Below are 26,595 nucleotides of genomic sequence, written 5' to 3'. Positions count from 1 at the left end.
GATCCGCTCACGAGCGGTCAGCTTCCCCTTGGCGTGCTGCGCCTCGGTCGCCCGGTCACTCGGGCCGCGCACCGCCCGCTCCCGGAGATCGTGCAGCTCGGCCACGCGCCCGCGTGCGTCGGTGGGCTCGCTGGGGGTCTCGTCGACAACGGTCATGTATCGACCCTACGGACAGCGCCGAGAAAACTCTGCCGTTGACTCCGTACAGTCTCGGGCCGATTCTCCTGTGACTCTCGCACAGAAGGATTTCACCGACCGCGCCAGTTGCCAGCCGCAGCCCACTGTTGTTTGTAGGACTTACACAATCCGTTCAGTCCGCTGTCACCCGGCAGCCCCGGCTGGTGCCCGCCGTCCCGGTGCGGAGTCTCAGCCGAACGGCCCTGCCGGTGGCGAGGACCTCGATCGCGGGGTCATGGGCCGTGACGGCGCGGGCGGGCCGCCGCCAGACGATCTCTACGGGGGCGGCGGAGCGTTCCGGATCCGCGAGATGGAGGGTGGCGCCGCCGCTGCCGTCCTCCCGGACGAGGACGCTCACGGGCGCGGAGGCGGTCAGCGGTCCGGCCGTGCCGGGGGCGAAGAAGTTGGCGGCGGTCAGGCCCAGGGAGGGAATGGCCACCGCCTGGCAGCGGGCGTCGTTGGCGAGGACCCGCAGCCAGCGGGGGTCGGCGGCGCGGGCGGCGACCCGGGCGGCGCTCGCCCCGGGCATCAGGAGGTAGCGGTACGAGGCGTCGACGGGGTCGGTCCCGTGGTCCAGCCAGAGGGTGCGGTAGCGGCGGGTGGCCCGTTCGGGGCTGCCTCCGGTGTTGATATCGGCCCAGGCCCCGGTGCGGTCCTCGGCCAGGGTGCGCAGGGTGCGGGTGCCGTCGGGCAGGACCCAGCCGCCGTGGCCCGCCAGATGCGCCCAGCGGGCGCCGTACCGGAAGCGGGCCCGGCCGGCGGCGCCGAGATTGCGGTGGTCGATCACGGTCTCCACGGGTACGCCGTCGGTGCAGGTGATGCCCGCGCCGAGGCAGACGACGGCGTCGTCGGCGCAGAACCAGGACTGGCGGGCCCGGAGGGTGGAGCCGAGGCCCTCCAGGGACTGCCCGATCGCGGCGTACGTGCCGTCGGTGGCGCCCCCGGCCCAGCGGGCGGCGGGCCGGGGCGCGCCCCATTCGCCGCCCTCGTTGTCGGCGAGGCGTTTCGTGGAGACGGTGGTGCCGGGCATCCGGTAGGGGTCGGCGGTGGGCCAGAACCAGTCGGTGTACTGGTCGCCGAGGGTGTCGGCGGGCCACCAGAGGAGCAGGCCCGCGCCGGTGTGCCAGCCGCGCGGATGCTCGCCGTTGCCGCATTCGTAGTAAGCGGTGCGGTCCGAGGCCAGGGCGATGTTCACGGTCCAGCCGGGGCGGCGGTGCACGGCCCGGTCCATGGCGGCGAAGAGGGTGTGTCCGGTGGGCGGGGATACGGCCGGGACCGGGGCGGTGGCGGCCGCGGCGAGCCGGGCGAGATCGGCGGTGCCGAACTGGGGCGCGGTGAGGAGGGAGTCTGCCGTGTCCCGGGCGGCCCAGCCCTTGATGAGTCCGTGCCAGCGGTCCCGGTCGGCGGCGGGGGCACTGCGGCCGAGCAGTGCGATGGCGGCGATCACGGCGTGCCCGTGGAAGTGGTCGCCGCGCGGGATGCGGCGTTCGTCGTCGCGGGCGAGGCCCCGGCTGACCGCCCGCCCGTTGACGCTGTCCATGATCAGCCCCTGGTGGATCAGCGGGACGAAGGCCCGGTCGACGCTCTCGGCGATGTTCCGGCGGGCCGGGTCGGTGATCTCCCAGGGGGAGCCGTCGAGCAGGGCGAAGAGGCGGGCGAGCCCGTCGAGCAGGACCTGTCCGTAGGTGCCGGTGTAGGGGACGCGGGTGTGCTGAACGAAGGACCCGTCGGCGTAGAGGCCGTCGCCTTCGGTGACGTACGGGAAGACCGGCGAGAGCGCGTCGCGGGCGCGGGCGATCCGGTCCGGGGCCCGGCCGAGGACGCCTCGGAGGGCGGTGGAGCGGCAGAGGTCGACCCGGTTGGCGCCGGTGGAGACGCCGGAGTAGTCGGCGAGCAGGGTGTCGGGGACGAAGTGGTCGACGGTGGCGCAGGCGGTGGCGACGGTGTCGGCGGCGAGGTGGTCGTGGAGGAGGGCGACCAGGTCCATCAGGAGGCGGGGGCTGCCGATGCGCCACTCCCACCAGTTGCCGTGGGGCTCGGCGCCGGGGTGGAAGGCGAGGGCGGTGAGGTGGCCGAGGCCGTGGAGGGTGTCGGCGAGGAGTCCGGGGCCGTCGCCGGTGCCGTACGCGTACGCCTGGGCCATGGTCCAGAGGCGGGCGAGGCTGCGGGTGATCCCGGACGGCGGCGCGGGCGGGAGTAAGGGAAGGTCGGGCCAGAGGGAGCCGGGGCCGGGGGCCATGGCGGCGCGGTGGGCGGCGGCGAGCCGGGCGGTTTCGGCGATCCGGGCGGCGTACGGCTCGGCGGCGGGGTCGTAGCCGGTGCCGAGGGTGATCTCCAGCCAGCGGCGGCGGAGGGGGGTGTACGGGTCCGGAGGCGACGGGTCCGGGGGCGCCGGGTCCGCGGCGGCGGCGGGCGGGAGGGCGGCGAGGGCCCCGGCAGCCCCGGCTAATCCCGCGGCGGCGGCGACGAAGGACCGGCGGGACCAGGGCCGGGGCGGCTGGGGCACAGGCGGCTGGGGCATAGGAGTACCTCCGGGGGCGTAGAGGGGGCGCACCCATCGCTAGCAGGGTGTCGCCGGGCCGACAACGGGCCCCGCGCCGATACTGAAAGCGCTTGCCTTCCACCCGGAGCCTGCCCCGGAGGGCCGTTCGGGTGAACCCCGCAGAAGATGTTGAAGATTAAACGGAATGTCGCTACAGTCGTTCTCGTTGAACCTTAAACAACCCCGTTCCCACCCCCCTCTCAGGAGTCCGTCATGGGCATCTTCAACCGCAAGTCCGACGCCACCGAGTCCGCCGCCCCCGTGGACCCCGCCCTGGCGGCCCTGACCGGCGAGTACGTGATCGACCCGGCGCACAGCCAGATCGGTTTCCAGGTCCGGCACGCGATGGTCACCAACGTCCGCGGCGGCTTCGACGACTACGAGGGCACGCTCGTCCTGAACGGTGCCGACCCGGAGCAGTCCAGCGCCAGCATCGACGTCCGGATCGCCAGCATCGACACCGGTATCGAGGACCGCGACAACCACCTCCGCAGCGCCGACTTCTTCGACGCCGAGAAGTTCCCCCTGATGACCTTCCGCTCCACCCGCGCCGAGGCGGCCGGCGGCGACAACTACCGGATCATCGGCGACCTCACCATCAAGGACGTCACCCGTCCGCTCACCATCAACCTGGAGTTCAACGGCACCGCGACCGACGTCTACGGCAACGAGCGCGTCGGCTTCGAGGGCTTCGCCACCATCCTGCGCTCCGAGTGGGGCCTGACCTGGAACGCGGCCCTGGAGACCGGCGGCGTGATGGTCAGCGACAAGGTGAAGCTCAACCTCGACATCTCCGCCATCAAGAAGAGCTGACGAGCCGCTCGCACCGCACGGCTCCGCACCGACAGAAGCGCGTCCTCGCCCCGGCCGGGGTGGACGCGCTCTGTCGTATCCGGGGTCCGTCGGGACCCGTACCGCACTCGTACAGTTTTTTTGTACGCGCAGTATCCGGTCGATCGCGTGCCGTGGTGGGCAAGGAAGCCAACATGCAAACCGCGAAACGCCCCAAGCGGGGCACCTCATGGCACGTCCTCGGAGCGCAACTGGCCACCCTGCGAAAGGCCGCGGGGTACACCCAGGCCCAGTTGGCCGAGGCACTCGAACTCGACATCGAAACCATCGCCTCCATCGAACAGGGGCGCAGGGCACTGAAGCTGGACCTCGCGGAGCGGCTGGACGAGCTGCTCCATACGAAGGGGGCCCTGGCCTCCGGGGTGAAGAACGTCCCGCCTCGGGAGCGCTTTCCGCTCTTCGCCCAGGAGTTCGTGGACTACGAACAGGAGGCCCTGAACCTGCTCTCGTATCAGAACCAGGTGGTTCCGGGGCTGCTCCAGACCGCCGACTACATGCGGGCGGTCTTCTCCAATCTCTATCCACCGCTGGACGAAGACGAGCTGGAGGAGTGGGTCCTGGCCAGACTGGAGCGACAGGAGCTGCTCCGGCGGAAGCCCCGGCCGATGCTCAACTTCCTGCTGGAGGAGTCCATCCTCTACCGCCCGGTCGGCGGTGAGCGAGTGCTCCGCGCCCAGAACCAACACCTACGGCAAATCGCCGAACTGCCCTTTCTGGGGCTCCAGATCATGCCGACCCGGACCGAACGCCATGCCGGGCTGGCCGGCCCCATGGTGCTGCTGGAGACCCCGGACCACGACCAACTCGCCTATGTGGAAGGGCAGCGGGTGAGCTTCCTGGTCGATGATCCCGACGAAGCCAGTGTGCTTCTGACGAAGTATGGGATGCTGCGTTCACAGGCCCTCTCCCCCGGGGAGAGCATGGACTTTCTGGACGCGTTGCTAGGAGAGACATGATCTGGTTCAAGTCGAGCTATAGCGGCAGCCAGGGCGGGGACTGCGTCGAAGTCGCCTACGAGTGGCGCAAGTCGAGCTACAGCGGCGACGAGGGCGGGGACTGCGTCGAGGTCGCCTACGACTGGTACAAGTCCAGCTATAGCAGCGACCAGGGCGGGGACTGCGTCGAGATCGCGGCCCACTCCGCCGCCGTCCATATCCGGGACTCCAAGGTCCAGGACGGGCCGATGCTGACCGTCGCCCCCGCCGCCTGGAAGGCGTTCGTCAGCGCCCGCTGACGCCCTCCCCCGTGGTGTCCAGCGCCGTCCGGACCTGGCCGACATGGCTCCGGGCGGCGCTCGCCATATACGCCTCCACCACCGCGCCCCCGGCGAGCCGTCCGGACAGCTCCCAGGCCAGCATCCGGTGCAGCCCGTCCAGGTGGATCAGCCCCTCCCGTACCGCCAGCCGCTCGTAGTCCGGCCCCGGGACGGCCCGGGCCGACAGATACACCGGGGTCATCGGCGCCTTGGCGTGGTGCGCCAGCCGGGCCGCGCAGTCCGGGTTCCCGCGCCGGTACGACTCCCCCAGCGCCCGCAGCCGGGCCACGGCCGCCGCGACCGTCGTCCCCTCCGGCGCGATCAGCTCGGTCTCGCCGTACTCCCCCGTATGCCACGGCAGGACCACGTCCAGCACCTCGGAGCGGTCGAGCCGCACATGGTGCCAGTGGCCCAGTTCGAGCTGGGCGTGGCAGAGGTTCTCCTCGGCGTCGTCGTTGGTGTTGCCCGCCTCGTCCGGGACATAGGGATGCTCCCGGTTGAAGGTGGTCAGGACATGCTCGAAGGAGACGGGGGCGAGGACTCGCATACGGGGACGCCTTTGCTCATGCCGGGGCCGCGGTGTGCTCCGGAGCCGCCGGAACGATCACGGTGGGACAGCCGGGGAGCGTATCCCCGTGCACTACCCACCCACTCCCGCCGGCCCGGACATTGGCCGACTTTCGCCGGTGTCCGGGCGCGGGCGGGGTGTCCGGCCCCGCGGGCGGCTACTCCGCCGGTTCGACTCCGGCGCGCAGCAGTCCGTAGGTGTACGCGTCCTCCAGGGCCTGCCAGGAGGCGGCGATCACGTTCTCCGCGACGCCGACCGTGGCCCACTCGCCCTTGCCGTCACCGGTGGTGATCAGGACCCGGGTGGTGGACTCGGTGCCGTGGCGGCCCTCCAGGATGCGGACCTTGTAGTCCACCAGCTCAAGCTTTGCGAGCTGCGGGTAGATGCGCTCCAGGCCGACCCGCATGGCGCGGTCCAGGGCGTTCACCGGCCCGTTGCCCTCGGCCGTGGCGACGATCCGCTCGCCCTTGGCCCAGAGCTTCACGGTGGCCTCGTTGGCGTGGCTGCCGTCCGGGCGGTCCTCCGCGATGGCGCGCCAGGACTCGGTGCGGAAGTAGCGCGGGGGCCGCCCGTCGGCCTCGGCGCGCAGCAGCAGCTCGAAGGAGGCGTCGGCGGCCTCGTAGGTGTAGCCCTGGAGCTCGCGCTCCTTGACCCGCTCGACGACCCGGCCGACCAGCTCGCGGTCGCCGCCCAGGTCGATGCCCAGCTCCTTGCCCTTCAGCTCGATGGACGCGCGGCCCGCCATGTCGGAGACCAGCATCCGCATGGTGTTGCCGACCTGCTCGGGGTCGATGTGCTGGTAGAGGTCAGGGTCGACCTTGATGGCGGAGGCGTGCAGTCCGGCCTTGTGGGCGAAGGCGGAGACACCCACATAGGGCTGGTGGGTGGAGGGGGTGAGGTTGACGACCTCGGCGATGGCGTGGGAGATGCGGGTCATCTCGGCCAGCGCGCCCTCGGGCAGGACCCGCTTGTCGTACTTCAGCTCCAGGGCGGCGACGACCGGGAAGAGGTTGGCGTTGCCGACGCGCTCGCCGTAGCCGTTGGCGGTGCACTGGACATGCGTGGCGCCCGCGTCGACGGCGGCGAGGGTGTTGGCGACGGCGCAGCCCGTGTCGTCCTGGGCGTGGATGCCGAGCCGGGCGCCGGTGTCGGCGATGACGGTGGCGACGACGGCCTGGATCTGGGCGGGCAGCATGCCGCCGTTCGTGTCGCAGAGCACGACGACATCGGCGCCGGCCTCGGCGGCGGCGCGGACGACGGCCTTGGCGTAGGCCGGGTTGGCGCGGTAGCCGTCGAAGAAGTGCTCGCAGTCGACGAACACCCGGCGGCCCTGCTCCCGGAGGTGGGAGACGGTGTCCCGGACCATCGCGAGGTTCTCGTCGAGGGTGGTGCGGAGCGCCAGTTCGACATGGCGGTCATGGGCCTTGGCGACCAGGGTGATCACGGGCGCGCCGGAGGCGAGCAGCGCCTGCACCTGGGGGTCGGCGGCGGCGGTCGACCCGGCCCGGCGGGTGGCGCCGAAGGCCACCAGCTGGGCGTTCTTGAAGTCGATCTCCTGCTGGGCCCGGGCGAAGAACTCGGTGTCCCGGGGGTTGGCGCCCGGCCAGCCGCCCTCGATGAACCCCACGCCGAACTCGTCCAGGTGACGGGCGATGGTCAGCTTGTCCGCGACGGTGAGGTTGATGCCCTCGCGCTGTGCGCCGTCGCGGAGTGTGGTGTCGAAGACGTGGAAGCTGTCGTCCACCGTCGGCTTCGTCGTCATGGCTGGTTCTGCTCCTGTCGAATGCGTGGCTCCCGGAACTTCTGGATCCACTTGTCCCTATCCTCTCGCGCTGTCCGTTTCCGGCGGTGGGTGGGGCCGGAACCGGGGTGGAGAATCAAAAAAACCCCTCGCGAATGCGAGAGGTCTGCGCGCGGGTCTGGGGACACGGTGGCGGCGTCGTACGGGATACGTACGGGGCCTTCACTGCGGACCGGCGCGCCTGCTGCCGATAATCATGGCGAGAGTAGGCACGGTCGCATGGTGCCACAGCCTCCCGGCGGGCCGCCCCGGCGTCTCACGATGCGGGACCGCCCGCCGGTGCCGGGACCGGCCGCGGTTCCGGACCGGTGGTCCGCTCCTTGCCGACCGTGGCGAGGTCGATGTCCCGGGTCTCCCGCATCGTGAGATAGACGACCAGGGAGACCGCGGCACAGCCCGCGACGTACCAGTAGTACCCGGACTCGGCGCCGGAGTCCTTGAACCAGAGCGCCACGTACTCCGCCGTACCGCCGAAGAGGGCGTTGGCGACGGCGTACGGCAGGGCGACACCCAGCGCCCGGATCCCGGTCGGGAAAAGCTCCGCCTTCACACAGGCGTTGATGGAGGTGTAGCCGGTGATCACCACCAGGGCGAGCAGGGCAAGCCCGAAAGCGGGCCAGAAGGAGCCCGCGTGCTTCAGCATCGTCATGATCGGGACGGTGAGGAGGGTGGAGCCCAGGGCGAAGGTGATCAGCAGCGGGCGGCGGCCGATCCGGTCGGAGAGGGCACCCGCGAGCGGCTGGAGACAGGCGAAGACGATCAGCGCGCAGAAGGAGACCAGGGTCGCGGTCTGCTTGGAGAGTCCCGCGGAGTTGGAGAGGTACTTCGTAAGGTAGGTGGTGTACGTGTAATAGGCCACGGTCCCGCCCATGGTGAGCGCGACCACGAGGAACGCCTCCCGCTTGTGGGCCAGCAGCGCCCGGACCGTGCCGTTCTCCGCGGCACCGTCGTCCCTCTGCTCGTAGACCTCCGTCTCCAGCATCTCGCGCCGCAGATAGAACACGACCGCGGCGCCCAGCGCGCCGACGACGAACGGGATGCGCCAGCCCCAGGAGTGCAGGGCCGCATCGGACATGGTGCTCTGGAGGACCAGCAGGATCCCCAGGCCCAGGATCTGGCCCGCGGTCATGGAGACGTACTGGAAGCTGGAGGCCAGACCGCGGCGGCCGGGCGCGGACGCCTCGGTGAGATAGGTGGCGCTGGCCGCGTACTCGCCGCCGACAGAGAGCCCCTGGAGCAGCCGGGCGACCAGCAGGACGGCCGCGCCGCCGTATCCGGCGACCGCGTAGGTCGGGGCGGCGGCGATCAGCACGGCGGACGCGGACATCAGGGTGACGGTGAGGGTCAGCGCCGTCTTCCGCCCCCGCCGGTCGGCGACCCGGCCGAGCAGCCAGCCGCCGACCGGCCGCATGAAGAAGCCGACGGCGAAAATGCCCGCGGTGTTCATGAGCTTGGCGGTGTCGTTGCCCTCGGGGAAGAAGGCGCCGGCGAAGTAGGTCGCGAAGCTGGCGTAGACGAACCAGTCGAACCATTCGACGAGGTTCCCGGCGGAGCCGATCCAGATCTTCTTCCAGTGGCCTTGGCGCATGGGCAGCACCGTCCCGGAGGGCCCGGGGGCCGACAAGGGTTGCGGCGGCAACGATCGCGCCTACTTGCGTGCGTTGCGTTCCCCTGCTGGTGCGAGCGCCGTTCTCATGATCGTTGAGTTCGGCCCTCCGCCGGTTCTGGTTGCTCGCGCAGTTCCTCGCGCCCCTGGCCGCCTTTCTCGCGCCCCTAATTGTCGGGTTCGGGCAGCAGGAGGGAATCCGTCAGGTGCTCTGTTACGTGGGTGAGGGCTTGGGGGCGGCTCGTGCCGGGGAGGCCGACGGCGATATGGACGCTCAGGCCGTCCAGGAGAGCCCTCAGGCGGACCGCGAAACGGTCCGGGTCGACCGGGCGGAATTCGCCGTGCGAAATGCCCTCGGCGAGCAGCGCGACCAGATCCCGGTGCCAGGCGCCTTCGATCGCCGCCTGCCGGGCGCGGGCCGTGTCCGCCGCCCCGGCCGAGCGGGTCCACACCTCCAGCCAGAGCGTCCAGTGCGGATCGCGCGGGCCGCCGGGGACGTACAGCTCCACATATCCGGCCAGCTTCCCGGCGGCGGGCGCCTGCCCGGAGAGCAGCGCGGCCCGCTCGGCGCCGAGCCGTCCCTCGCTCCACTCCAGCGTCTGGAGCAGGAGTTCGTCCTTGGTGCCGAAGTAGTAGAGGAGATGGCCGCTGCTCATGCCGACGTCCCGGCCGAGACCGGCCATGGTCAGCGTTTCGAGGCCGTGTTCGGCGATGGTCGCCATGGCAGCGGCGAACACGGTTTCGCGGGGCGGGGCGATATTGCGCCGCCGGGTGGGCGGGGTCACCGGCCGGACCTCCCGGCCCTGCGGGCGCCTTCGTCCGACGGTTCCGTTGCGCGCGCCCCCATCGGCGCCCCCGGCAAGTGATTCACCCGTACGTTCTACCGGATCCCCGGGGCCCTTCCGGCATCCGCGCCCCGGCATCGGTTCCCCCGCGGGTGACCGCGGTGATGTCGGCCGGGGCCGGAGGTTCGGCCGGGGAGAGCGAGAGGCTGTCGTACAGATCGTGGACACAGGAGTCGTGCAGATACTCCGCCAGGGTCCCCCGGACGCCCATCACATCGCCGCCCGCCTCGATGTGCTCCAGGGAACGGCAGGCGTAGCCGCAGGACTCGTACGCCTGGCCGTCGGCGCACTCGACGGCGGCGAGGCCCGCGTAGATCAGGGACCGCTGGCCGTGGTCGTCGGGGCGTACGGTCGCCATCGCGTAGAGCAGGGTCCGCCGGGCCTGCGCCACCAGACCCGCGGAGAGCTGGATCCGGCCCTTGAGGATGCCGACCCGGGCCGTCGTGCACCAGTCGAGCCACGGCGGGAAGGGGCGGTCCTCGGACCGGGCCCGGGCGCCTTCGAGGAGGGAGACCAGCCGGAGCGCCTTGTGGTGCTCCCCGTCGCGGGTGGCCCGCTCGGCCTCCACCGCGTCCAGCCAGTCGAGGACCCCGGCTGCCTCGGGCCGGGCCCCGGGAGCGGCCAGCAGAGCGCGGGCCCGGGCGAACGGCTCCGCCGCCTCCGCGGACCGGCCGTCGGCGGGGATCAGGGCCAGCAGCGCGAGGGCGGCCGCCTCCAGCAGCGGATCCCCGGCGGCCGCGGCCGTCTCACGGGCCTCCCGGAGGGCGGCACGGGCCGCCGCCGGATCGTGGCGGCCGAGGAGTTCGGTGCGGCCCACGAGCAGCAGGCTCTCGGCGAGGGCGGCCGCGACCGCGGTGCCGTCCCCGTCCCCGTCTCCGTCCCTGTCGGCGTTCCCGTTCCCGTCCGCCGCCGTGTCCGTGGCGGGGCCGGTACTGGTGTCGGTGGCATCACCGGCACCGGCCAGCAGTGTCCGGCCCGCTGCGATATGCGCGGTGACGGTGGTGATCAGCTCGGCGGGCTCGGTGGTCCAGTACAACTGCCGGTGCGCCCGGGTGTCCGCCTCGAACTCGGCCCGGTCGGTGCCGCCGGGGGCAACCGCCCCGGAGCCGCCTGCGGTTGGGGACATGCTCACTCACCTCCACTGGAGTGAACGGCCCCCTCCGTACGCCCGTGGGCCGTCCACCGCGTCATTCTCTCCCGGCGTGTCCCGTCACCGCGGGCTGTTGCTGGGTTATGCAGTGGATCCCGCCACCGCCCGCGAAGATCGTCCGGGCGTCGACGAGCACGACCTCCCGGTCCGGGTAGAGCCGCCGGAAGACGGCGGCCGCCTCCTCGTCGCGCGGATCGTCGAAGGCGCAGAGCACCACACCGCCGTTGCAGACGTAGTGGTTGATGTACGAGTAGTCGGCCCAGCCGCCGTCCTCGCCGTGCACGGCGGTCGGCGCGGGCACCTCGACCACCTCGAAGGGGCGCCCCTTGGCATCGGTGCAACCCCGCAGGAACTCCACGTTCCGGGCGCAGGGTTCATGGTCGGGATGGGCCGGATCCGGCTGGGTGTGGGCGACGATCACGCCGGGTCCGGCGAAGGCGGCGACGATGTCGACATGGCCGAGCGTGCCGTAGCCGTACGGCGGATAGTCGGCGGTCAGGCCCCGGGGCAGCCAGATCGCCTTGCTGGTGCCGAGCCGGGCGTGGATCTCGGTCTCCACCCGCTCGCGGCTCCAGCCCGGGTTGCGCTCCGGGCCGAGCTGGACGGTCTCGGTGAGCAGGACCGTGCCCTCGCCGTCGACATGGATCCCGCCGCCCTCGTTGACCAGCGGGGAGCCGTGGACGGGCACACCCGCCAACTCCGCCACCGCGCGGGCGATCTTCCGGTCGTGCTCCCAAAAGGCCCACTCCTGGGCGCCCCAGCCGTTGAACACCCAGTCCACGGCGGCGAGCCGGGTGCCGTCGCTGACGAAGGTCGGCCCGATGTCGCGCATCCACGCGTCGTCGAGCCGCCGCTCCACCACCTCGATACCGGGTCCGAGCAGGGCCCGCGCCTCCTCGCCCCCGCCGGGGCCGGCCACCACCGTCACGGGCTCGAAGCGCCGGACGGCACGGGCGACCGCGGCCCAGGCGCGCCGGGCCTCCGCCAGCCCGGCGGCGTCCGGGAAGGTCGTATTGGGGACGGGCCAGGCCATCCAGGTGCGCTCATGGGGCGCCCACTCGGGCGGCATACGGAACATCGGCATCTCCTTTTGAGCATCACTCTAAGCAGCGGGCATGGAGATGAGAAGGCATGACGGAGATGTTTTCGAGCACTGCTCTAAAAGGTGCCCTGCTTTTCAGGGGTGCGCGCGAGCGGCCCGGGGCGGCGCGGGGCCGGTGCGGCGCGGGCCGAGGCGGCGGGGGCCGAGGCGGGCACGGCGGTTCCGCCGGAGTGCGGCCGGGCGGACGCGTCGGGGACCGGTGCTCAGACCGTCCGGTTCAGATCCTCCGCGTAGGAGGAGATGGCCCGGCCGAAGGTCCGGACGGTGGGGTCGTCGCTGGTCCGGACGAGCAGTTCGAGCAGCAGCCGTACGGACTCCTCGTGGCGGCCGGTGTTGTAGAGGGCCATCCCGAGGAAGGCCCGCAGCCCGCCGTGGCCGGGGAAGGCGGCGACCCCGGCGCGCAGGGTGCGTTCGGCGTCCTCGTACCGGCCGAGCACCCGGTAGGTGCTGCCGAGCCCGAGATACGCCTCGCAGCGGTCGTCCGGCGGGAGCGCCGGGTCCGTGGCGGCCAGGGCGCGTTCGTAGTACGGCACCGCCTCGGCCTCGCGTTCCAGTACGTCATGGGCCCAGGCCGCGTGGTACGCCACCTCGGCGTCGCCGGGCAGCCCGGCGGCGAGCGCCACCAGCCTGCGGCGGGCCTCCTCACGGGCCGCCGGATCCCCGCTGTCGCGCAGCGCGGCCGCTTCGGCCAGTTCACGGTCGCGCGCCGGGCCGGACACCGTGGGAGCGGGGTCTTCGGGGGCGCGGCCGGGCTCCCCCGGCTCCGGCTGCCCGGCACGGTTCGGCTGTCCGGCGGGCACGGGCCGTTCAGTGCCGCTGTTCTCGGAAATGACCATGCCCCCATCCTCGCCGGAGGGCGGGGACGAGGGCATGGCCATTTCCGCGGGAGCGGGCCCGGCCGGTGAAGCCGGAGCGGCCCGCCCGGCCACGGGCGGGCCGAGGCGTGACGAGCCGGAGCCGCAGGCCCGGGCCGGGCCGGGGCAACCGGGCCGGGCAGCCGCAGGCCCGGGCCGGCCGAGGCCGGAGCGCCGGAGGGCGTCGCCCCCGCGCTCGGGCGCCCCCGAGTCCGGCGGCCCCGGCGGGAGGCAGGACTTGGGGGCCCGGCGGCCCCGGCGGGAGGCCGGTCAGCCCAGGTCGTGCATCCAGCCGTGCGCGTCGGCCTCGGTGCCGGTCTGGATGCCCAGCAGCGTCTTGCGGAGCTTCAGGGTCACCTCGCCGGGCTTGCCGTCGCTCTGGAGCCACTCGCCGGACGCGGACTTGACCCGGCCGACCGGGGTGATGACCGCGGCCGTACCGCAGGCGAAGACCTCGGTGAGGGCACCGCTCTCGGCGTCGGCCCGCCACTGGTCGGTGGAGATCCGGCCCTCCTCCGCCTCGTAACCGAGGTCGGCGGCGAGGGCGAGGAGGGAGTCGCGGGTGATCCCGGCGAGCAGGGAGCCGGTCAGCGCGGGCGTGACGATCTTGTTCCCGTAGACGAAGTACAGGTTCATCCCGCCCATCTCCTCGACCCACCGGTGCTCCAGCGCGTCGAGCCAGACGACCTGGTCGCAGCCCTCCTCGGCGGCCTCGGCCTGGGCCAGCAGGGAGGCGGCGTAGTTGCCGCCGGTCTTGGCGAAGCCCATACCGCCGGGGACCGCACGGACGTAGTTCTCGGAGAGCCAGACCGAGACCGGCTCGACCCCGCCGGGGAAGTACGGACCGGCCGGGGAGGCGATGACGATGAAGAGGTACTCGTTGGCCGGGCGGACCCCGAGACCGACCTCGGCCGCGATCATGAACGGGCGGAGGTAGAGCGACGCCTCGCCGCCGTGCTCGGGAACCCATGCCTTGTCGGCCTGGACCAGGGCGTCGCAGGCGGCGACGAAGGTCTCGACGGGCAGCTCCGGCATGGCCAGCCTGCGGGCCGAGACCTGGAAGCGGGCCGCGTTGGCGTCCGGGCGGAAGGTGGCGACGGAACCGTCGGGGCGGCGGTACGCCTTGAGTCCCTCGAAGATCTCCTGCGCGTAGTGCAGGGTCATATTGGCCGGGTCGATGGACAGCGGCGCGTACGGCGTGAGCTGGGCGTCGTGCCAGCCGCGGCCCTCGGTCCAGCGGATGGTCACCATGTGGTCGGTGAAGTGGCGGCCGAATCCCGGGTCCGCCAGGATCGCCTCGCGCTCGGCCGCGGACAGCGGATTAGCGGAGGGCTTCAGCTCGATCGTGGGCATCGTCATGAGTGCAGTTCCTTCACCGTTTGATTGGCGGACCGCACACACGCCGCCCGGGACGTCCGCATGCGGTGCTAGGACGTCCGAGCATTCCCGTGGACCACGGCCCGTTTCGATTATCGCCCCAGGGGGCGGCCGCCCGAAACGGGTGGTACGGGCTGAGTGTGCGGCCCCCCTGCTGATGGCTGGAGGCGGGGCACCCGGAGGCCGCACGAAGGAGCCGCCGGGCGCTGTGTGCGACCCGGCGGCTCTGGAGGCTTCGTCGGGTCAGTCCGCTACGCGTACCGCGAGCGCGTCGCCGATCTCGTCCGTCGTGCGGAAGCTTCCGTCGCGGGCGGCCAGGTCGGCCGAGGCGGCCTCCTCGATCCGGCCGGCCTCGGCGTCGAAGCCGAGGTGGCGCAGGAGGAGGGCGACGGAGAGGATCGTCGCCGTCGGGTCGGCCTTGCCGGTCCCCGCGATATCGGGGGCGGAGCCGTGGACGGGTTCGAACATCGACGGGAAAGCGCCCGTCGGGTTGATGTTGCCGGAGGCCGCCAGGCCGATTCCGCCGGTGACGGCGGCGGCGAGGTCGGTGAGGATGTCACCGAAGAGGTTGTCGGTGACGATGACGTCGAAGCGCTCCGGCTGGGTGACGAAGAAGATCGTCGCCGCGTCGACATGCAGATAGTCGGTGGTGACCTCGGGGTACTCCTGCCCCACCCGGTCGAAGATGTTCTTCCACAGATGGCCCGCGTAGACCAGGACGTTGTTCTTGTGGACCAGCGTCAGCTTCTTGCGGGGGCGGGCGTTGGCGCGCTCGTACGCGTCACGGACGACGCGCTCGACGCCGTACGCCGTGTTCAGGCTGACCTCGGTGGCGACCTCGGCGGGCGTGCCCGTGCGCAGGGAGCCGCCGTTGCCCGTGTACGGGCCCTCGGTGCCCTCGCGGACGACCACGAAGTCGATCTCGGGGCGGCCGGCCAGCGGCGTCGCGGTGTTCGGGAACAGCTTCGACGGCCGCAGGTTGACGTAGTGGTCGAAGGCGAACCGCAGCTTGAGCAGCAGACCGCGCTCCAGCACGCCCGAGGGCACGGAGGGGTCGCCGATGGCGCCGAGGAGGATCGCGTCGTGCCCCTTGAGGGCCTCCAGCTCCGCGTCCGGGAGGGTCTCCCCGGTGCGGTGCCAGCGCTGGGCGCCGAGGTCGTACTCGGTGGTCTCCAGCTTGACGTCCTGCGGGAGGACGGAGGTCAGGACCTTGAGTCCCTGGGCGACGACTTCCTTGCCGATGCCGTCGCCGGGGATGACTGCGATGTTGAGGCTGCGGGGCATGGGGGAACCCTACTCGCCATCCCATCCCATGACACGGAGTGTCCACCTGCTGGACAGGGGCTTTTCCGGGGGCGGTTGACGGCGATCCGGGGGCGGAAGGGGCTCAGTGTCCCGTGGCGCCGCCGTTGTCACGGCGGTCGAGCGCACGCTGGAGGGCCGCGGCCGCGTTGCGGCGGTCGGACTCGGTGGTGCGGGAGCGGCGGACACGGGCGGGGCGGGCGGTCTCAGCGGACATGGCGTTGACTCCTGGGGGATCACGGGGATGCCGGAGGGGCGCCGATTGGGGGCGGGGGCGTGTCGCGCAGGGGTCACCTGCCGGTGGGACACGAGCCCGGACCGCCCTTCGCTGGATCGAGCGGGACGTTCGGCTTCTACAAAGTTAGGGCAGCGACGCGCTCCTGTCTCCACAAGTAGTCGGACTTCCTACTATCTGAGACGGAGATCATGGAACCCGCAGCTCACAGCGGTGTGCGGCCGGGCTTCGAAGTCACTCGAAGGGGTGAACGTCCGGCAATGTCCCGGACGGGCAGGCGAAGGTCCGGGCGGCCGCGGCTGCCGGCCCGGCAGCCGGGCCCGGCGGGTGTCAGAGGACGTCGCCGTCGCGCCAGTCGAAGGCCAGTGCGTCCTCCGGGGCCGGGATCCCGCCCCGGACGTAGACCGAGCCCTCCTCCTCGGGCAGCCGGACCAGGCCCCCGGGGCCGACACCGAGGATCCGGCCGCCCCAGGGGCGCCAGCCCCGGGAGCGGTAGAGCTTCTCGCCCTCCTCGGAGGCGGAGAGCGCGCCGAAGTCGTAGGCCCCGGCCACCACTTCTTCGAGGGCGGCCAGTACCGACCCGCCGATCCCCCGGCGGCGCAGCGCCGCCAGGACGCCGATGTTCTCCACGTATCCGACGCGGTACCAGCGCCCGCCGTGCCCGTCCCCGGCACTGTGTCCGCCCCCGTCCCCGTCCCCGGCGCTGCGCCCGTCTCCGGCGCTGTGCCCGCCGTGCCCGCCGTCGGCGGCGGGCCCGCCGTGGAGCACCCGCCGCATCACCACGGCACCGTGTGCCACCAGCCGGCCGCCGGGGTCGCGGACCAGGGCGTGCAGGCCCCCGAGGCCGTGCTCGAAGTCCTCGTCGGAGAAGTCTCCTTCGAAGACCTCGTCCAGCAGTTCGCGGATCTCGGCGAGACCGGCCGGGCCGAGCTGCCAGGTGTGCAGGAGCACGGGCGGGGCGGCCGGGAGAAGGGCGGGCTCGGCGGGGGCGGAGGGCTCAGCGCGGTCGGAGGGCTCGGGGGGCTCGGCGGGGTCGTGGGAAGGCGTCGTGGGCATGGCGCTCACCCTGGCACCGGGCGGCCCGGGGGCGTACTCAATTTCCGATCTGAGTATCCGCCACATGACGGAAAACCGGCGGCCGGAGAACAGTTGTTCCCCATGAACGGCCTCTACGCTCTCAAGCCCTGGTACGCAACCCGGCTCGCCGGGGTCCGCGGCGTGCTGGTCCGGCGCCGGGTCTCCCCCGACGCCCTCACGGCCGCCGGTGTCCTCTGCGCGGGCGGCGCGGCCGCCGCCCTCGCACTGCTGCCCGCACCGCTCGCCGCGCTCCCGGTCGCGGTCCTGCTCGCGGCCCGGCTCGGCTTCGCCAATCTCGACGGCGCGGTGGCCCGGGAGACCGGCCGTACGGGGCCGCGCGGCGCGCTGGTCAACGAGCTGGGCGACCGGGCGGCGGATCTGCTGGTGCTGGCCGGGTTCCTGGCGATCGCCCCGCTCTGGCTGGTGGCGGTCGCCGGGCTGGCCGCGACCCTGCCGTCGTGGGTGTCGCTGGCGGGCGCGGCGGCCGGGGGCCGCCGGATCAACGGCGGGCCGGTCGGCAAGACCGAGCGGTGCCTGCTGGTCGTGGCCGCGGCGGCCACCGGCCGGCCGGTACCGGCGCTGGCGGTACTCGCCGCGGGCTCGGCGCTGACCGCCCTGCTGCGGCTGGCCCGGCTCCGCCGGGAGCTGGCCCGATGAGCGGCACCCTGGTGGCGGGCGAGGCCTTCGGACGGGCGATACCCCTGGTCGCGGGGGCGCTGGGGGCGAGCGGACTGGCGGTGGCCGCACTCCCCGCGCGGATCCGGATGCGTACCGAACTCCGCCGCCGCTGGCGCACCTGGGCGATCGCGGCCCCGGTCTTCCTCGGGTCGCTGTTCCTGGGAGCGGGCGGGGCGTTCGCGCTGGCGGCCGGGCTCGGGGTGATCGCGGTGGCGGAGTACGTACGCCTCGCGGGACTGACCCGGGCGGATCACGCGGTACTGACGGCCGGGGCGGTGGCCCTCCCGGGGCTCGCCTGGCTGGCGCCGGGCACGGCGGACGCGCGGACGGCCGGGCTGCTGCTGCTCGCGGCCGTACTGCCCGCGCTGCTGTCGGGGGACGGCGCCTCCGGATTCACCCGGGCCGCCCGGACCGCCTTCGGGCTGCTGTGGATCCCGCTGCCGCTGACCGGTCTGGTGACGCTCGGGGAGACGGCGATCGCGGTGGGCCTGGCGGTGGCGCTCGGCGATGTCGGCGCCTGGTGCGGCGGTACGGCGCTGGGCCGGCGCGGCCCCCTGGCCCGGCCGCTGTCGCCGCTCTCCCCCAACAAGACCTGGGCGGGGGTGGCGGGTGCCGCGGCCGCCACGGGGCTGGTGCTGCTCGCGGTCGGGGCGTTCTCCCCGGCCCTGTGGGCCGCGGTGCTGGCCGGGTGCGTCCTGGGCGATCTGCTGGAGTCGATGGTCAAACGGGAGGCGGGCGTGAAGGACGCGGGCGACTGGCTGCCGGGCTTCGGCGGCCTGCTGGACCGGATCGACTCCCTGCTGCCGGCGCTGCTGCTGGCCGCGGTGGTGACGTCATGAAGGGCCCCGGCCCGGACCCGTGCCCCTCGGACCCGGCCCCTTTGGACTGGCGTCCCGGCTCCGGCCCGTACGTCCCGGACCCGGACCGCGGCCCGGCGGGCGCTCCCCCGGCCTCCTCCGGCGGGACCCGTGCGCCGTCCCGTTCCCGTACCGCCGCCGCTCTGCGCCGCGCGCTCTGGTGGTACGTCCTCCACCTCACCGGCGGTGTGGAGCGCCGGGGGCGGCTGCCGCGCGGGGGCTGTGTCGTCGTCGCCAACCACAGCTCGCACGCCGATACGGCCGCCCTGCTCGCCGCCCTGGACGCCCGGCACACCCCGGCCATCGGCGCCGCGGCCGACTACTGGTTCGCCTCGCCGTGGCGGCGCCGGATCTGCCGCAGGCTGGCGGCCGGGTTCCCGGTCCGCCGGACCGGCGGCGGCATGGGCGATCTGCTCGCGATGACCGGCGAACTGCGTTCCGGGCGGGCGGTGGTGCTGTTCCCGGAGGGCACCCGCGGCGCGGACGGCGCGCCCGGCGCCTTCCACCGGGGCGCGCTGGTGCTCGCCTCCGCGGCGGGGGTGCCGGTCGTACCGGTGGGGATCGCGGGCACGGACCGGCTGCTGCCCAAGAACGGACGGCTGCGGCCGTCGCCGGTACGGGTGCGGATCGGAGCGCCGCTGCCCTCGTCGGTCGGCCCGGACCGGGCGCGGGCCGAGGTGGCCGCGCTGAACGGCCCGGCGGACACGGATCCGCCGAAGGGCCGCCGGACGACGGTCGCCGCCTCGCGCTTCGGCCCGCCCCTGACGCTGCTGGTGGCGCTGATCGCGGCGGCCCGGAGCTGACTCCCCTCCCCCCTGAAGAGCAACCGATCGGTTGCACGTCATCTCAGGACGTGCAACCCTGAGGTAGCACGTTATTCAGGGAGCCGGATCAGGAGGCACCGATCATGAGCGAGAACACCACCGCGGCCCCGGAGCGGGACCGGATCGAGAAGGAGATCGACATCGCGGCGCCGCCGGAGCGGGTCTGGGCCGTACTCACCGAGCCCGAACACGTCGGGGCCTGGTTCGGCCAGGGCGAGCCGACCCCGGTGGACCTGCGCCCCGGCGGCACGATGTTTCTCGACCACGGCGAGTACGGGCACTTCCCGACGACCATCGTGACCGTCGAGCCGCCGCGCAGGTTCGCCTACCGCTGGGCGTCCGCCTACCCCGGGGAGCAGGCGGTGGAGGGCAATTCGACGCTCGTCGAGTTCACCCTCACCCCGGTCGGCGACGGCACCCGGCTGCGGGTCGTGGAGACCGGCTTCGCCGCCCTGTCGATCCCCGAGGAGCGCCGGGCCACGGCCTCGTACGAGAGCCACGAAGGCGGCTGGGCGGGCCAGGTCGTCAATATCAGGGACTACGCCGAGACCGGGAAGACGGCCGACGGCGTCACCGGGGGCACCTGCGGGGACAGCGGAACGGACGGGTGAGAATCAGGGCATGACGACTGGCACCGGCACCCCGTCCCCGGGCGGCACCCCGCCGCCCGGGACCGACACCCCGGACCCCGCGGCGGCGGCCGGACCCCCGGCCGGTTCTCCGCCGCCCGCGGCGGCCCGGCCCGCCGCCGCGTCCCTGGCGGACGCCGTGTCCGAGTCCATGTCGGAGGTGCTGTCCGCACTGGCGGACCCCACCCGGCGCCGGATACTCGACGCCCTGGCCGCCCGCGGCAGCGCGACGGCGACCGTGCTCGCCGCCGAACTGCCGGTCAGCCGCCAGGCGATCGTCAAACACCTCGGCGTCCTGGACCGCGCGGGCCTGGTCAGCGCCCGCCGCACCGGCCGGGAGACCCGCTTCACCGTCCTCCCCGGCCGCCTCACCACGGCGGCGCACTGGATGACCCGGGTCGCCGCCGACTGGGACACCCGCCTGACCAGCATCAAACGCCTCGCGGAATCCCCCACCCCACGGAACCCCCCGCCCCCGGGCACCGGCTGACCCCCGGGGCCCGGGGCGCGGGTCCGGCGGAAATGGAAACCGCCCCCGGACCGGCGTGGGGGCCGGTTCGGGGGCGGTGTCTGAGGGGGGTGGTCCCCCCGGGCCGGAGCCCGGGTGGGGTCAGCCCATGTGGGGGTAGCCGTACTCGGTCGGCGGGACCAGCGTCTCCTTGATGGCGCGGGTCAGCGTCCAGCGCATCAGGTTCTGCGGGGCGCCCGCCTTGTCGTTGGTGCCCGAGGCGCGGCCGCCGCCGAAGGGCTGCTGGCCGACGACGGCACCGGTCGACTTGTCGTTGATGTAGAAGTTGCCCGCGGCGTACCGCAGCTTCTCCATCGTGTGCGCGGCCGCGGCGCGGTCGTTCGCGATGACCGAGCCGGTCAGGGCGTACGCGGACACCGACTCCATCTGGTCCAGCATGGCGTCGTAGCCCTCGGGGGACTCGTCCTCGTAGACGTACACCGCGAGGATCGGGCCGAAGTACTCGTCCGTGAAGACCTCGTTGCCCGGGTCGGTGCAGAGGATCACGGTCGGGCGGACGAAGTAGCCGACCGAGTCGTCGTAGGTGCCGCCGGCGACGATCTCGCAGGTCGGGTCGGCCTTGGCACGGTCGATCGCGGCCTTGTTCTTCGCGAAGGCACGGTCGTCGATGACGGCGCCGACGAAGTGCGAGAGGTCGGTGACGTCGCCCATGGCGATCCCGTCGACCTCGGCCGCGAACTCCTCCTTGAAGCCGGAGTTCCAGATGGACGCCGGAATGTAGGCGCGGGAGGTCGCCGAGCACTTCTGGCCCTGGAACTCGAAGGAGCCGCGGGTCAGCGCGGTCTTCAGCACCGCGCGGTCCGCGCTCGGGTGGGCGACGACGAAGTCCTTGCCGCCCGTCTCGCCCACGATCCGCGGGTAGGCGCGGTACTTCTCGATGTTGCCGCCGACCGTCTTCCACAGGTGCTGGAAGGTGCGGGTCGAGCCGGTGAAGTGGATACCGGCGAGCGCGGGGTGGTTGAGCGCGACCTCGGAGACCGCGATGCCGTCGCCGGTGACCAGGTTGATGACGCCCTTCGGCAGCCCGGCCTCCTCCAGCAGCTGCATCAGCAGCACGGCGGAGTGGGTCTGGGTCGGGGACGGCTTCCAGATCACCACATTGCCCATCAGGGCGGGCGCGGTGGGCAGGTTGCCCGCGATGGCGGTGAAGTTGAAGGGCGTGATCGCGTAGACGAAGCCCTCCAGCGGACGGTGGTCCAGCCGGTTCCAGACGCCCGGGGAGTTCGCCGGGGGCTGCTCGGCGAGCAGGTCACGGGCGTAGGCGACATTGAACCGCCAGAAGTCGACCAGCTCGCACGGCGTGTCGATCTCGGCCTGCTGGGCGGTCTTGGACTGGCCCAGCATGGTGGAGGCGGCCAGCGTCTCGCGCCACGGGCCGGCCAGCAGCTCGGCGGCGCGCAGGATGATCGCGGCACGGTCGTCGAAGGACATCGCGCGCCAGGCCGGAGCGGCGGCCAGGGCCGCGTCGATCGCGTCCTGGGCGTCCTGCTCGGTGGCCCCGGCGAAGGTGCCGATGACGGCCCGGTGGTTGTGCGGCTGCACGACGTCGACCCGCTCGCCGCCGCCCATCCGGCGCTCGCCGCCGATGGTCATCGGCAGCTCGATCGGGTTCTCGGCCAGCTCCTTGAGCTTCGCCTCCAGGCGGGCGCGCTCCGGGCTGCCCGGCGCGTAGGAGTGGACCGGCTCGTTGACCGGCGCGGGGACCTGAGTGACAGCGTCCATGAGTGCCGACTCTCCTTCGTTCGTGCGTACGTGCGTGCGAGTTTCCGGGGGCTGGGATCAGCCGCGGGTGGCGAGGGAGCGCATGAAGAACGCCAGGTTGGCGGGGCGCTCGGCGAGCCGGCGCATGAAGTAGCCGTACCAGTCGGTGCCGTACGCGATGTACACGCGCATCCGGTGGCCCTCGGCCGCCAGCCGCGCCTGCTCCGCCTCGCGGATGCCGTAGAGCATCTGGAACTCGTAGTCGTCGAGCTTGCGGCCCGCGCGGCGGGCCAGCTCCTGGGTGATGGAGATGATGCGCGGGTCGTGGGACCCGATCATCGGGTACCCCTCGCCGTCCATCAGGATCCGCAGGCAGCGGATGTACGCCTTGTCGACCTCGGCCTTGTTCTGGTAGGCGACGGACGCGGGCTCCTTGTAGGCGCCCTTGACCAGCCGGACCCGGGAACCGGCCTCGGCGAGCATCCGGCAGTCGTCCTCGGTGCGGAAGAGGTACGACTGGACGACCGCGCCGGTGCGGGGGAAGCGCTCGCGCAGGTCGGCGTGGATGGCCAGGGTCGAGTCGACGGTGGTGTGGTCCTCCATGTCGAGGGTGACCGTGGTGCCGATCTCGGCGGCGGCCTCGACGACCGGGGTGACGTTCTTCAGCGCCAGGTCGTGGCCGCCCGGCAGGGCCTGGCCGAAGGAGGAGAGCTTGACCGACATCTCGGCGCGCTCGCCGAGACCGAGCGGCCGGAGGGCGTCGATCAGCTCCAGATAGGCGTCGCGGGCGCGCAGCGCCTCCGACGGGTCGGTGATGTCCTCGCCGAGGACGTCGAGGGTGATTTCCAGGCCACGGGCGGACGTGTCCCGGACGACCGGAATCGTCTCGGCCACGGTCTCACCGGCGATGAAACGGTTCACCACAGGCTTGGTGACCGGCGCGGCCGAGATGACACGGCGCATCTTGTCGCTGCGCGACGCGGCGAGAATCACGGGACCCAGCACGGGGACCTCCACGGAGACGTACGAGCAGGCCGTGCCGGACCGCGGGGAAACCGGTCCGGAACGGCACGAAGAACCACCGTGAAATCTAAGGATCGCTCCGATCCTCGGCCATCGACACCTGTCACGCATCCGTGGCCGGGATCTCAGACAGATGTCTGAAGGGAACGGCCGGGCGTGCCAGAATGTCCGGATGAAGGGCGATTACCAGGACCTGGTCGACGAGATCTCGGCGCTGCTGGCGGCCCCCGCCACGCTGGAGAACCGCGATTTCGGGCTGATCGCCTTCGGCGCCCACGACAGCGACAGCGCCTTCGACGAGAGCCAGCTCGACCCGGTCCGCACCCGGTCGATCCTCACCCGCCGCTCCACCCCGGCGGTCCGTGCCTGGTTCGAGGGGTTCGGCATCACCCGGGCGACCGGCCCGGTCCGGATCCCGGCCGCCCCGGACGCCGGGGTCTACCGCGACCGGCTCTGTCTTCCCGTACGCCATCGGGGTGTCGTGCTCGGCTATGTCTGGCTGCTGGACAGCAGCCCGGGGCCGACGGACGAGCAGCTCGCCGCGGCGATGGAGGTCGCCGCCCGGATCGGGACCCTGCTGGCCGACGAGGAGCGGGCCGGCACGGACGCCGCGCGCGAGCTGCGGACCGCGCTGACCGCGGAGCGGGGCTGGCAGTACGACATGGCGGTGGCGGCGCTGCGGACGGCGCTCGGCGGGTCCGGGCGGGGGACGGACGGTCCGCACGCGGTGGTGTGCGTGGCGCCGTGGACCCCGGCGGACACCCCGTCGGCCCGCTCGCTGCCGGGGGTCGCGGCCCTGTGCACCCTGACCGTGCCGTGGGTCCCGGCGGCGCCCGGCCCGGCGGGGCACCGGGCGGCCGAGGCGCCGCGGGGGCCGTCCGGTCCCTCGTCACGGGTGCTGGCGGCACTGGTACGGCTGCGCTCCGCGGAGAGCTCGGGCCCCGCGCTGGCGGTGGCCGAGCAGCTCACCGGCGACCGCGGCGGGTCCGCGACGGGGGTCGCCGCGGGAGTGGCGGCCGGGGTCGCGGCGCCGCGCGCCGGGCTGCTCCAGCTGAACACCGCCTGGTACGAGGCGACCGCCGCGGCCCGGGCGGCGCACGCCGAGCCGGAGGCGGCGCGGGTCACGGAGTGGGGTGCCATCGGCCCGTACCGCCTGCTCACCGCGCTGGCGGACGACGGCCCGGCAGCCGGGGACCCGGCGGTCCGGCCGCTGCTGGCCCCGGCCCACCGGGAGCTGGCCAGGACCGCCGAGGTGTTCCTCGACTGCGCGGGCCAGGCGAGCCGGACGGCCGCCGCGCTCGGCATCCACCGCCAGACGCTGTACTACCGGCTGTCCCGGGTGGAACAGCTCACCGGCCTCGACCTGGCGGACGGCGAGGACCGGCTGCTGCTGCACATGGTGCTGAAGACGGCGCGTCTGTAGCGGGGGCGCGATGGGCGCGCGGTGGGCGGTGCCGATCCGGCCGGGCGCCTCGTCGCGCGACGGAACCGGCCGGGCGCCTCGTCGCGCGGAGAGCCCGGTGTACGCGGCGTACCGTACGGGTCCGTCCCGGCGCCCGGCGTCCTGCCGCGCAGGGGGCGGCGGGCGCGCGGTCGCCGGGTCAGCTCCCGTCGCCCGTCAGCAGCTTGAGACCCGCCGTCAGGTCCTTCGCCGACGGCGCGGACTCCGGGTCCAGAACGTACTGGCTCATCACACCCGCCACCAGCGCCTGGACGAACAGGCCGGCCACCCGCGCCTGCTCCGGGTCCAGGTCCGCGCCCGCGCCCGCGCCCGCGCCCGCGGAGCCGAACAGTCCGGCCAGGTCCGCGCGCCCCCGGGCCTGCCAGCTCCGTACGGCCTCGGCCAGCTTCTCGTCCTCGTCGAGCCGGGACACCACCTCGGTCTGGAGCCGCCAGAGCGCGCGGTGTGCGGGGAAACCGGAGATCACCCGCTCCCAGACCGCTTCGAAACGTTCGGGCCCGCCCGCCGGGAGCGGCCCGCCGGGTGCCTCCCCGTCGGCGACGTCCACGGAGTTGCCCCAGTCCTCCATCAGCCGGAAGAACGCCTCCTGGAGGAGCGCCTCCTTGGAGCCGTAGTGGTAGCCGATGGACGCGAGGTTGGTGCCGGACGCGGCGACGACGTCACGGGCCGTGGTCCTGGCGTACCCCTTCTCCAGCAGGCAGCGCTTGGCCCCTTCGAGCAGATCCTCACGGTGTCCCATGGCCCGCAGCGTACCGCCGCCGGACCGGCCCCATACGCACGTCCCATACAGATGTCTCATACGTTCGTCCTATACGAATGTTCTAGACAGTTGTTTAAGACGCTTGTATGGTCCTCGCCATGCCTCCTTCAGCCATGCCGCCTTCAGCTCCGCCCCCGGACGGCCCGGCACCGCCCGCGGACGGCCCGCCGCGCGCCGGCCGCCGTGAGTGGACCGCCTTCACCGTCCTCCTGCTGCCGCTCCTGCTGGTCTCGATGGACGTCTCCGTCCTCTACTTCGCGATCCCCGAGATCGCCCGGGACCTGGACCCGAGCGCCGCCCAGCAACTGTGGATCCTCGACAGCTACGCCTTCGCCCTCGCCGGACTGCTGATCACCATGGGCTCCCTCGGCGACCGCATCGGCCACCGCAGACTGCTGCTGACCGGCGCCGCCGCCTTCGGCACCGCGTCCCTCCTGGCCGCCTCCGCCGACAGCGCCGGGATGCTGATCACCGCCCGTGTCCTGCTCGGCATCGGCGGCGCGACCCTGATGCCGAGCACCATGGCCCTGGTGCGCACGATGTTCCGGGACCCGCAGCAGCGCACCACGGCGATCGGGATCTGGTCGAGCGCCCTGGCCACCGGGGTGGCGCTCGGCTCGGTCCTCGGCGGGGTGCTCCTCGAACGCTTCTGGTGGGGCTCCGTCTTCCTGGTCAACATCCCGGCGATGGCGCTGCTGCTGGTGCTCGCGCCCCTGCTCGTCCCCGAGTCCCGGGACCCGGCGCCCGGCCGCTTCGACCTGCTGAGCGTGCCGCTGTCGCTGGGCGCCGTACTGCCCTCCGTCTACGGGCTCAAGGAGATCGCCGTCCACGGGCCCGGCCTCACCGCCGTCCTCTGCCTGGCCGCCGGACTGCTCTTCGGCGCCCTCTTCGTCCACCGGCAGCGGACCCGCCCGAACGCGATGATCAGCCGGGAGCTGTTCGCCCGCCCGGCCTTCGGCCGCAGCGCGGCACTGCTGCTCTTCGCGGTCTTCGCCCTGATGGGAACGGCCTACTTCACCACCCAGTACCTCCAGTCGGTGCTCGCCATGGGCCCTTTGGAGGCGGCACTGTGGAGCGTGCTCCCGGCACTGCCCGTCGCTGCCGCCGCCCCCGCCGCCGGCGCGCTGGCCCGGCTCCTCTCCCGGCGGACCGTGGTCACGGGCGCCTTCCTGCTGGCGGCGGCCGGGTTCGCCGCCCTCTCCACCGTCGGAACGGACCAGCTCGCCCTGCTGCTGGCCGCGGTCTGCGTCACCGGTTCCGGGCTGGTCTCCGTACTGGCGCTGATGAACGATCACGCCATGTTGTGCACCGAAGCGTTATGAGCAGGCGCGCCGGAACTCATCGCCGTCGCCCTCCCCTTCCGCTCGACCGACTCCCCGAGGAACTCCA

At 72.9% G+C, this 26,595-nt stretch carries 23 protein-coding genes and 2 pseudogenes; 10 read left to right on the top strand and 15 right to left on the bottom strand.

Translation table 11 applies throughout. The annotated features are described in order from the left end of the window. Positions 1-310: 310 nt before the first annotated feature. Positions 311-2,698, bottom strand: a complete 2,388-nt coding sequence (locus ACWDR0_RS29645; RefSeq protein WP_456354878.1) for a polysaccharide lyase 8 family protein — start codon at positions 2,696-2,698, stop codon at positions 311-313. Between the two features lie 234 nt (positions 2,699-2,932). Here ACWDR0_RS29645 and ACWDR0_RS29640 point away from each other — a divergent pair, with 234 nt between their 5' ends. From ACWDR0_RS29640 to ACWDR0_RS29630, 3 genes are all read left to right on the top strand, one after another. Next, positions 2,933-3,532, top strand: a complete 600-nt coding sequence (locus tag ACWDR0_RS29640) for a YceI family protein (RefSeq protein ID WP_456354877.1) — start codon at positions 2,933-2,935, stop codon at positions 3,530-3,532. 173 nt (positions 3,533-3,705) lie between these two features. Continuing rightward, the gene (locus ACWDR0_RS29635; RefSeq protein WP_456354876.1) at positions 3,706-4,527 is read left to right on the top strand and encodes a helix-turn-helix domain-containing protein; all 822 of its coding nucleotides are present in this window, start codon (positions 3,706-3,708) and stop codon (positions 4,525-4,527) included. Beyond that, positions 4,524-4,805: a DUF397 domain-containing protein gene (locus tag ACWDR0_RS29630; protein ID WP_456354875.1), complete on the top strand. Its 282-nt coding sequence runs from the start codon at positions 4,524-4,526 to the stop codon at positions 4,803-4,805. The genes ACWDR0_RS29635 and ACWDR0_RS29630 overlap by 4 nt, the downstream gene beginning before the upstream one ends. On the opposite strand, the gene ACWDR0_RS29625 is transcribed toward ACWDR0_RS29630, so the two are convergent. The 11 genes from ACWDR0_RS29625 to ACWDR0_RS29575 all read right to left on the bottom strand — a co-directional run bounded on the left by ACWDR0_RS29625 (position 4,792) and on the right by ACWDR0_RS29575 (position 16,722). Beyond that, on the bottom strand, positions 4,792-5,373 hold the full coding sequence (locus ACWDR0_RS29625; RefSeq protein ID WP_456354874.1) for a DUF6309 family protein: 582 nt from the start codon (positions 5,371-5,373) through the stop codon (positions 4,792-4,794). The two genes, ACWDR0_RS29630 and ACWDR0_RS29625, sit on opposite strands and share 14 nt — an antisense overlap. A gap of 178 nt (positions 5,374-5,551) precedes the next feature. Beyond that, complete coding sequence (gene cimA / locus ACWDR0_RS29620) at positions 5,552-7,156, bottom strand: citramalate synthase (RefSeq protein ID WP_456354873.1); 1,605 nt, start codon at positions 7,154-7,156, stop codon at positions 5,552-5,554. A 295-nt stretch (positions 7,157-7,451) separates the two neighbouring features. Further along, positions 7,452-8,783: an MFS transporter gene (locus ACWDR0_RS29615; protein ID WP_456354872.1), complete on the bottom strand. Its 1,332-nt coding sequence runs from the start codon at positions 8,781-8,783 to the stop codon at positions 7,452-7,454. A 185-nt stretch (positions 8,784-8,968) separates the two neighbouring features. Further along, positions 8,969-9,586: a TetR/AcrR family transcriptional regulator gene (locus tag ACWDR0_RS29610; RefSeq protein WP_456354871.1), complete on the bottom strand. Its 618-nt coding sequence runs from the start codon at positions 9,584-9,586 to the stop codon at positions 8,969-8,971. An 82-nt stretch (positions 9,587-9,668) separates the two neighbouring features. Next, positions 9,669-10,772: a hypothetical protein gene (locus ACWDR0_RS29605; RefSeq protein WP_456354870.1), complete on the bottom strand. Its 1,104-nt coding sequence runs from the start codon at positions 10,770-10,772 to the stop codon at positions 9,669-9,671. Positions 10,773-10,833: 61 nt separating this feature from the next. After that, positions 10,834-11,874, bottom strand: a complete 1,041-nt coding sequence (locus ACWDR0_RS29600) for an agmatine deiminase family protein (protein WP_456354869.1) — start codon at positions 11,872-11,874, stop codon at positions 10,834-10,836. 227 nt (positions 11,875-12,101) lie between these two features. Then, positions 12,102-12,734: a tetratricopeptide repeat protein gene (locus ACWDR0_RS29595; protein ID WP_456354868.1), complete on the bottom strand. Its 633-nt coding sequence runs from the start codon at positions 12,732-12,734 to the stop codon at positions 12,102-12,104. A gap of 288 nt (positions 12,735-13,022) precedes the next feature. Further along, positions 13,023-14,111 (bottom strand): branched-chain amino acid aminotransferase, encoded by a 1,089-nt coding sequence (locus ACWDR0_RS29590; RefSeq protein WP_456354867.1) that lies wholly within the window; start codon positions 14,109-14,111, stop codon positions 13,023-13,025. A gap of 261 nt (positions 14,112-14,372) precedes the next feature. After that, entirely contained in the window at positions 14,373-15,413 is a 1,041-nt protein-coding gene (locus tag ACWDR0_RS29585) for a 3-isopropylmalate dehydrogenase (RefSeq protein WP_456354866.1), read from the bottom strand. 103 nt (positions 15,414-15,516) lie between these two features. Then, positions 15,517-15,648 carry a hypothetical protein gene (locus ACWDR0_RS29580; protein ID WP_456354865.1) on the bottom strand — a complete coding sequence of 44 codons (132 nt, stop codon included), beginning with the start codon at positions 15,646-15,648 and terminating at the stop codon, positions 15,517-15,519. A 348-nt stretch (positions 15,649-15,996) separates the two neighbouring features. Continuing rightward, positions 15,997-16,722: a GNAT family N-acetyltransferase gene (locus ACWDR0_RS29575; RefSeq protein ID WP_456354864.1), complete on the bottom strand. Its 726-nt coding sequence runs from the start codon at positions 16,720-16,722 to the stop codon at positions 15,997-15,999. Between the two features lie 102 nt (positions 16,723-16,824). Here ACWDR0_RS29575 and ACWDR0_RS29570 point away from each other — a divergent pair, with 102 nt between their 5' ends. The 5 genes and pseudogenes from ACWDR0_RS29570 (at position 16,825) to ACWDR0_RS29550 (ending at position 20,221) form a co-directional block, all read left to right on the top strand. Further along, a complete protein-coding gene (locus tag ACWDR0_RS29570; protein WP_456354863.1) occupies positions 16,825-17,400 on the top strand; it encodes a CDP-alcohol phosphatidyltransferase family protein in 576 nt (191 codons plus the stop codon). Continuing rightward, entirely contained in the window at positions 17,397-18,260 is an 864-nt protein-coding gene (locus tag ACWDR0_RS29565) for a phosphatidate cytidylyltransferase (protein ID WP_456354862.1), read from the top strand. The genes ACWDR0_RS29570 and ACWDR0_RS29565 overlap by 4 nt, the downstream gene beginning before the upstream one ends. A gap of 161 nt (positions 18,261-18,421) precedes the next feature. Further along, positions 18,422-18,971, top strand: a pseudogene (locus tag ACWDR0_RS29560) (lysophospholipid acyltransferase family protein); the annotation flags it as partial. 214 nt (positions 18,972-19,185) lie between these two features. Further along, positions 19,186-19,713: an SRPBCC family protein gene (locus ACWDR0_RS29555; RefSeq protein ID WP_456354861.1), complete on the top strand. Its 528-nt coding sequence runs from the start codon at positions 19,186-19,188 to the stop codon at positions 19,711-19,713. 169 nt (positions 19,714-19,882) lie between these two features. Beyond that, a complete protein-coding gene (locus ACWDR0_RS29550; RefSeq protein ID WP_456354879.1) occupies positions 19,883-20,221 on the top strand; it encodes an ArsR/SmtB family transcription factor in 339 nt (112 codons plus the stop codon). A 120-nt stretch (positions 20,222-20,341) separates the two neighbouring features. Here the strand turns inward: ACWDR0_RS29550 and pruA are convergent, their stop codons facing one another. Continuing rightward, on the bottom strand, positions 20,342-21,982 hold the full coding sequence (gene pruA / locus ACWDR0_RS29545) for an L-glutamate gamma-semialdehyde dehydrogenase (RefSeq protein ID WP_456354860.1): 1,641 nt from the start codon (positions 21,980-21,982) through the stop codon (positions 20,342-20,344). Positions 21,983-22,039: 57 nt separating this feature from the next. Further along, positions 22,040-22,966, bottom strand: a complete 927-nt coding sequence (locus tag ACWDR0_RS29540) for a proline dehydrogenase family protein (protein WP_456354859.1) — start codon at positions 22,964-22,966, stop codon at positions 22,040-22,042. A gap of 190 nt (positions 22,967-23,156) precedes the next feature. On the opposite strand from ACWDR0_RS29540, the gene ACWDR0_RS29535 reads away from it, so the two are divergent. Further along, a complete protein-coding gene (locus tag ACWDR0_RS29535) occupies positions 23,157-24,407 on the top strand; it encodes a PucR family transcriptional regulator (protein WP_456354858.1) in 1,251 nt (416 codons plus the stop codon). A 178-nt stretch (positions 24,408-24,585) separates the two neighbouring features. On the opposite strand, the gene ACWDR0_RS29530 is transcribed toward ACWDR0_RS29535, so the two are convergent. Then, a complete protein-coding gene (locus ACWDR0_RS29530; RefSeq protein WP_456354857.1) occupies positions 24,586-25,185 on the bottom strand; it encodes a TetR/AcrR family transcriptional regulator in 600 nt (199 codons plus the stop codon). Between the two features lie 134 nt (positions 25,186-25,319). On the opposite strand from ACWDR0_RS29530, the pseudogene ACWDR0_RS29525 reads away from it, so the two are divergent. Next, positions 25,320-26,507: pseudogene (locus ACWDR0_RS29525) on the top strand (MFS transporter); the annotation flags it as partial. Between the last annotated feature and the right edge of the window lie 88 nt (positions 26,508-26,595).

The sequence above is a fragment of the Streptomyces sp. NPDC003691 genome, assembly GCF_053981115.1.
The sequence above is the reverse complement of the archived record's forward strand: the minus strand, read 5'-3'. Positions and strand labels throughout refer to the sequence as shown.

What these genes read in the sequence shown, in the direction of transcription:
- cimA (WP_456354873.1), bottom strand. Translation starts at nt 7,156, where the DNA reads ATGACGACGAAGCCGACGGTGGACGACAGCTTCCACGTCTTCGACACC.
- ACWDR0_RS29635 (WP_456354876.1), top strand. Translation starts at nt 3,706, where the DNA reads ATGCAAACCGCGAAACGCCCCAAGCGGGGCACCTCATGGCACGTCCTC.
- ACWDR0_RS29640 (WP_456354877.1), top strand. Translation starts at nt 2,933, where the DNA reads ATGGGCATCTTCAACCGCAAGTCCGACGCCACCGAGTCCGCCGCCCCC.
- ACWDR0_RS29625 (WP_456354874.1), bottom strand. Translation starts at nt 5,373, where the DNA reads ATGCGAGTCCTCGCCCCCGTCTCCTTCGAGCATGTCCTGACCACCTTC.
- ACWDR0_RS29530 (WP_456354857.1), bottom strand. Translation starts at nt 25,185, where the DNA reads ATGGGACACCGTGAGGATCTGCTCGAAGGGGCCAAGCGCTGCCTGCTG.
- ACWDR0_RS29570 (WP_456354863.1), top strand. Translation starts at nt 16,825, where the DNA reads ATGAACGGCCTCTACGCTCTCAAGCCCTGGTACGCAACCCGGCTCGCC.
- ACWDR0_RS29555 (WP_456354861.1), top strand. Translation starts at nt 19,186, where the DNA reads ATGAGCGAGAACACCACCGCGGCCCCGGAGCGGGACCGGATCGAGAAG.
- ACWDR0_RS29630 (WP_456354875.1), top strand. Translation starts at nt 4,524, where the DNA reads ATGATCTGGTTCAAGTCGAGCTATAGCGGCAGCCAGGGCGGGGACTGC.
- ACWDR0_RS29615 (WP_456354872.1), bottom strand. Translation starts at nt 8,783, where the DNA reads ATGCGCCAAGGCCACTGGAAGAAGATCTGGATCGGCTCCGCCGGGAAC.
- ACWDR0_RS29575 (WP_456354864.1), bottom strand. Translation starts at nt 16,722, where the DNA reads ATGCCCACGACGCCTTCCCACGACCCCGCCGAGCCCCCCGAGCCCTCC.
- pruA (WP_456354860.1), bottom strand. Translation starts at nt 21,982, where the DNA reads ATGGACGCTGTCACTCAGGTCCCCGCGCCGGTCAACGAGCCGGTCCAC.
- ACWDR0_RS29595 (WP_456354868.1), bottom strand. Translation starts at nt 12,734, where the DNA reads ATGGTCATTTCCGAGAACAGCGGCACTGAACGGCCCGTGCCCGCCGGA.
- ACWDR0_RS29645 (WP_456354878.1), bottom strand. Translation starts at nt 2,698, where the DNA reads ATGCCCCAGCCGCCTGTGCCCCAGCCGCCCCGGCCCTGGTCCCGCCGG.
- ACWDR0_RS29565 (WP_456354862.1), top strand. Translation starts at nt 17,397, where the DNA reads ATGAGCGGCACCCTGGTGGCGGGCGAGGCCTTCGGACGGGCGATACCC.
- ACWDR0_RS29605 (WP_456354870.1), bottom strand. Translation starts at nt 10,772, where the DNA reads ATGTCCCCAACCGCAGGCGGCTCCGGGGCGGTTGCCCCCGGCGGCACC.
- ACWDR0_RS29580 (WP_456354865.1), bottom strand. Translation starts at nt 15,648, where the DNA reads ATGTCCGCTGAGACCGCCCGCCCCGCCCGTGTCCGCCGCTCCCGCACC.
- ACWDR0_RS29600 (WP_456354869.1), bottom strand. Translation starts at nt 11,874, where the DNA reads ATGTTCCGTATGCCGCCCGAGTGGGCGCCCCATGAGCGCACCTGGATG.
- ACWDR0_RS29590 (WP_456354867.1), bottom strand. Translation starts at nt 14,111, where the DNA reads ATGACGATGCCCACGATCGAGCTGAAGCCCTCCGCTAATCCGCTGTCC.
- ACWDR0_RS29535 (WP_456354858.1), top strand. Translation starts at nt 23,157, where the DNA reads ATGAAGGGCGATTACCAGGACCTGGTCGACGAGATCTCGGCGCTGCTG.
- ACWDR0_RS29550 (WP_456354879.1), top strand. Translation starts at nt 19,883, where the DNA reads ATGTCGGAGGTGCTGTCCGCACTGGCGGACCCCACCCGGCGCCGGATA.
- ACWDR0_RS29585 (WP_456354866.1), bottom strand. Translation starts at nt 15,413, where the DNA reads ATGCCCCGCAGCCTCAACATCGCAGTCATCCCCGGCGACGGCATCGGC.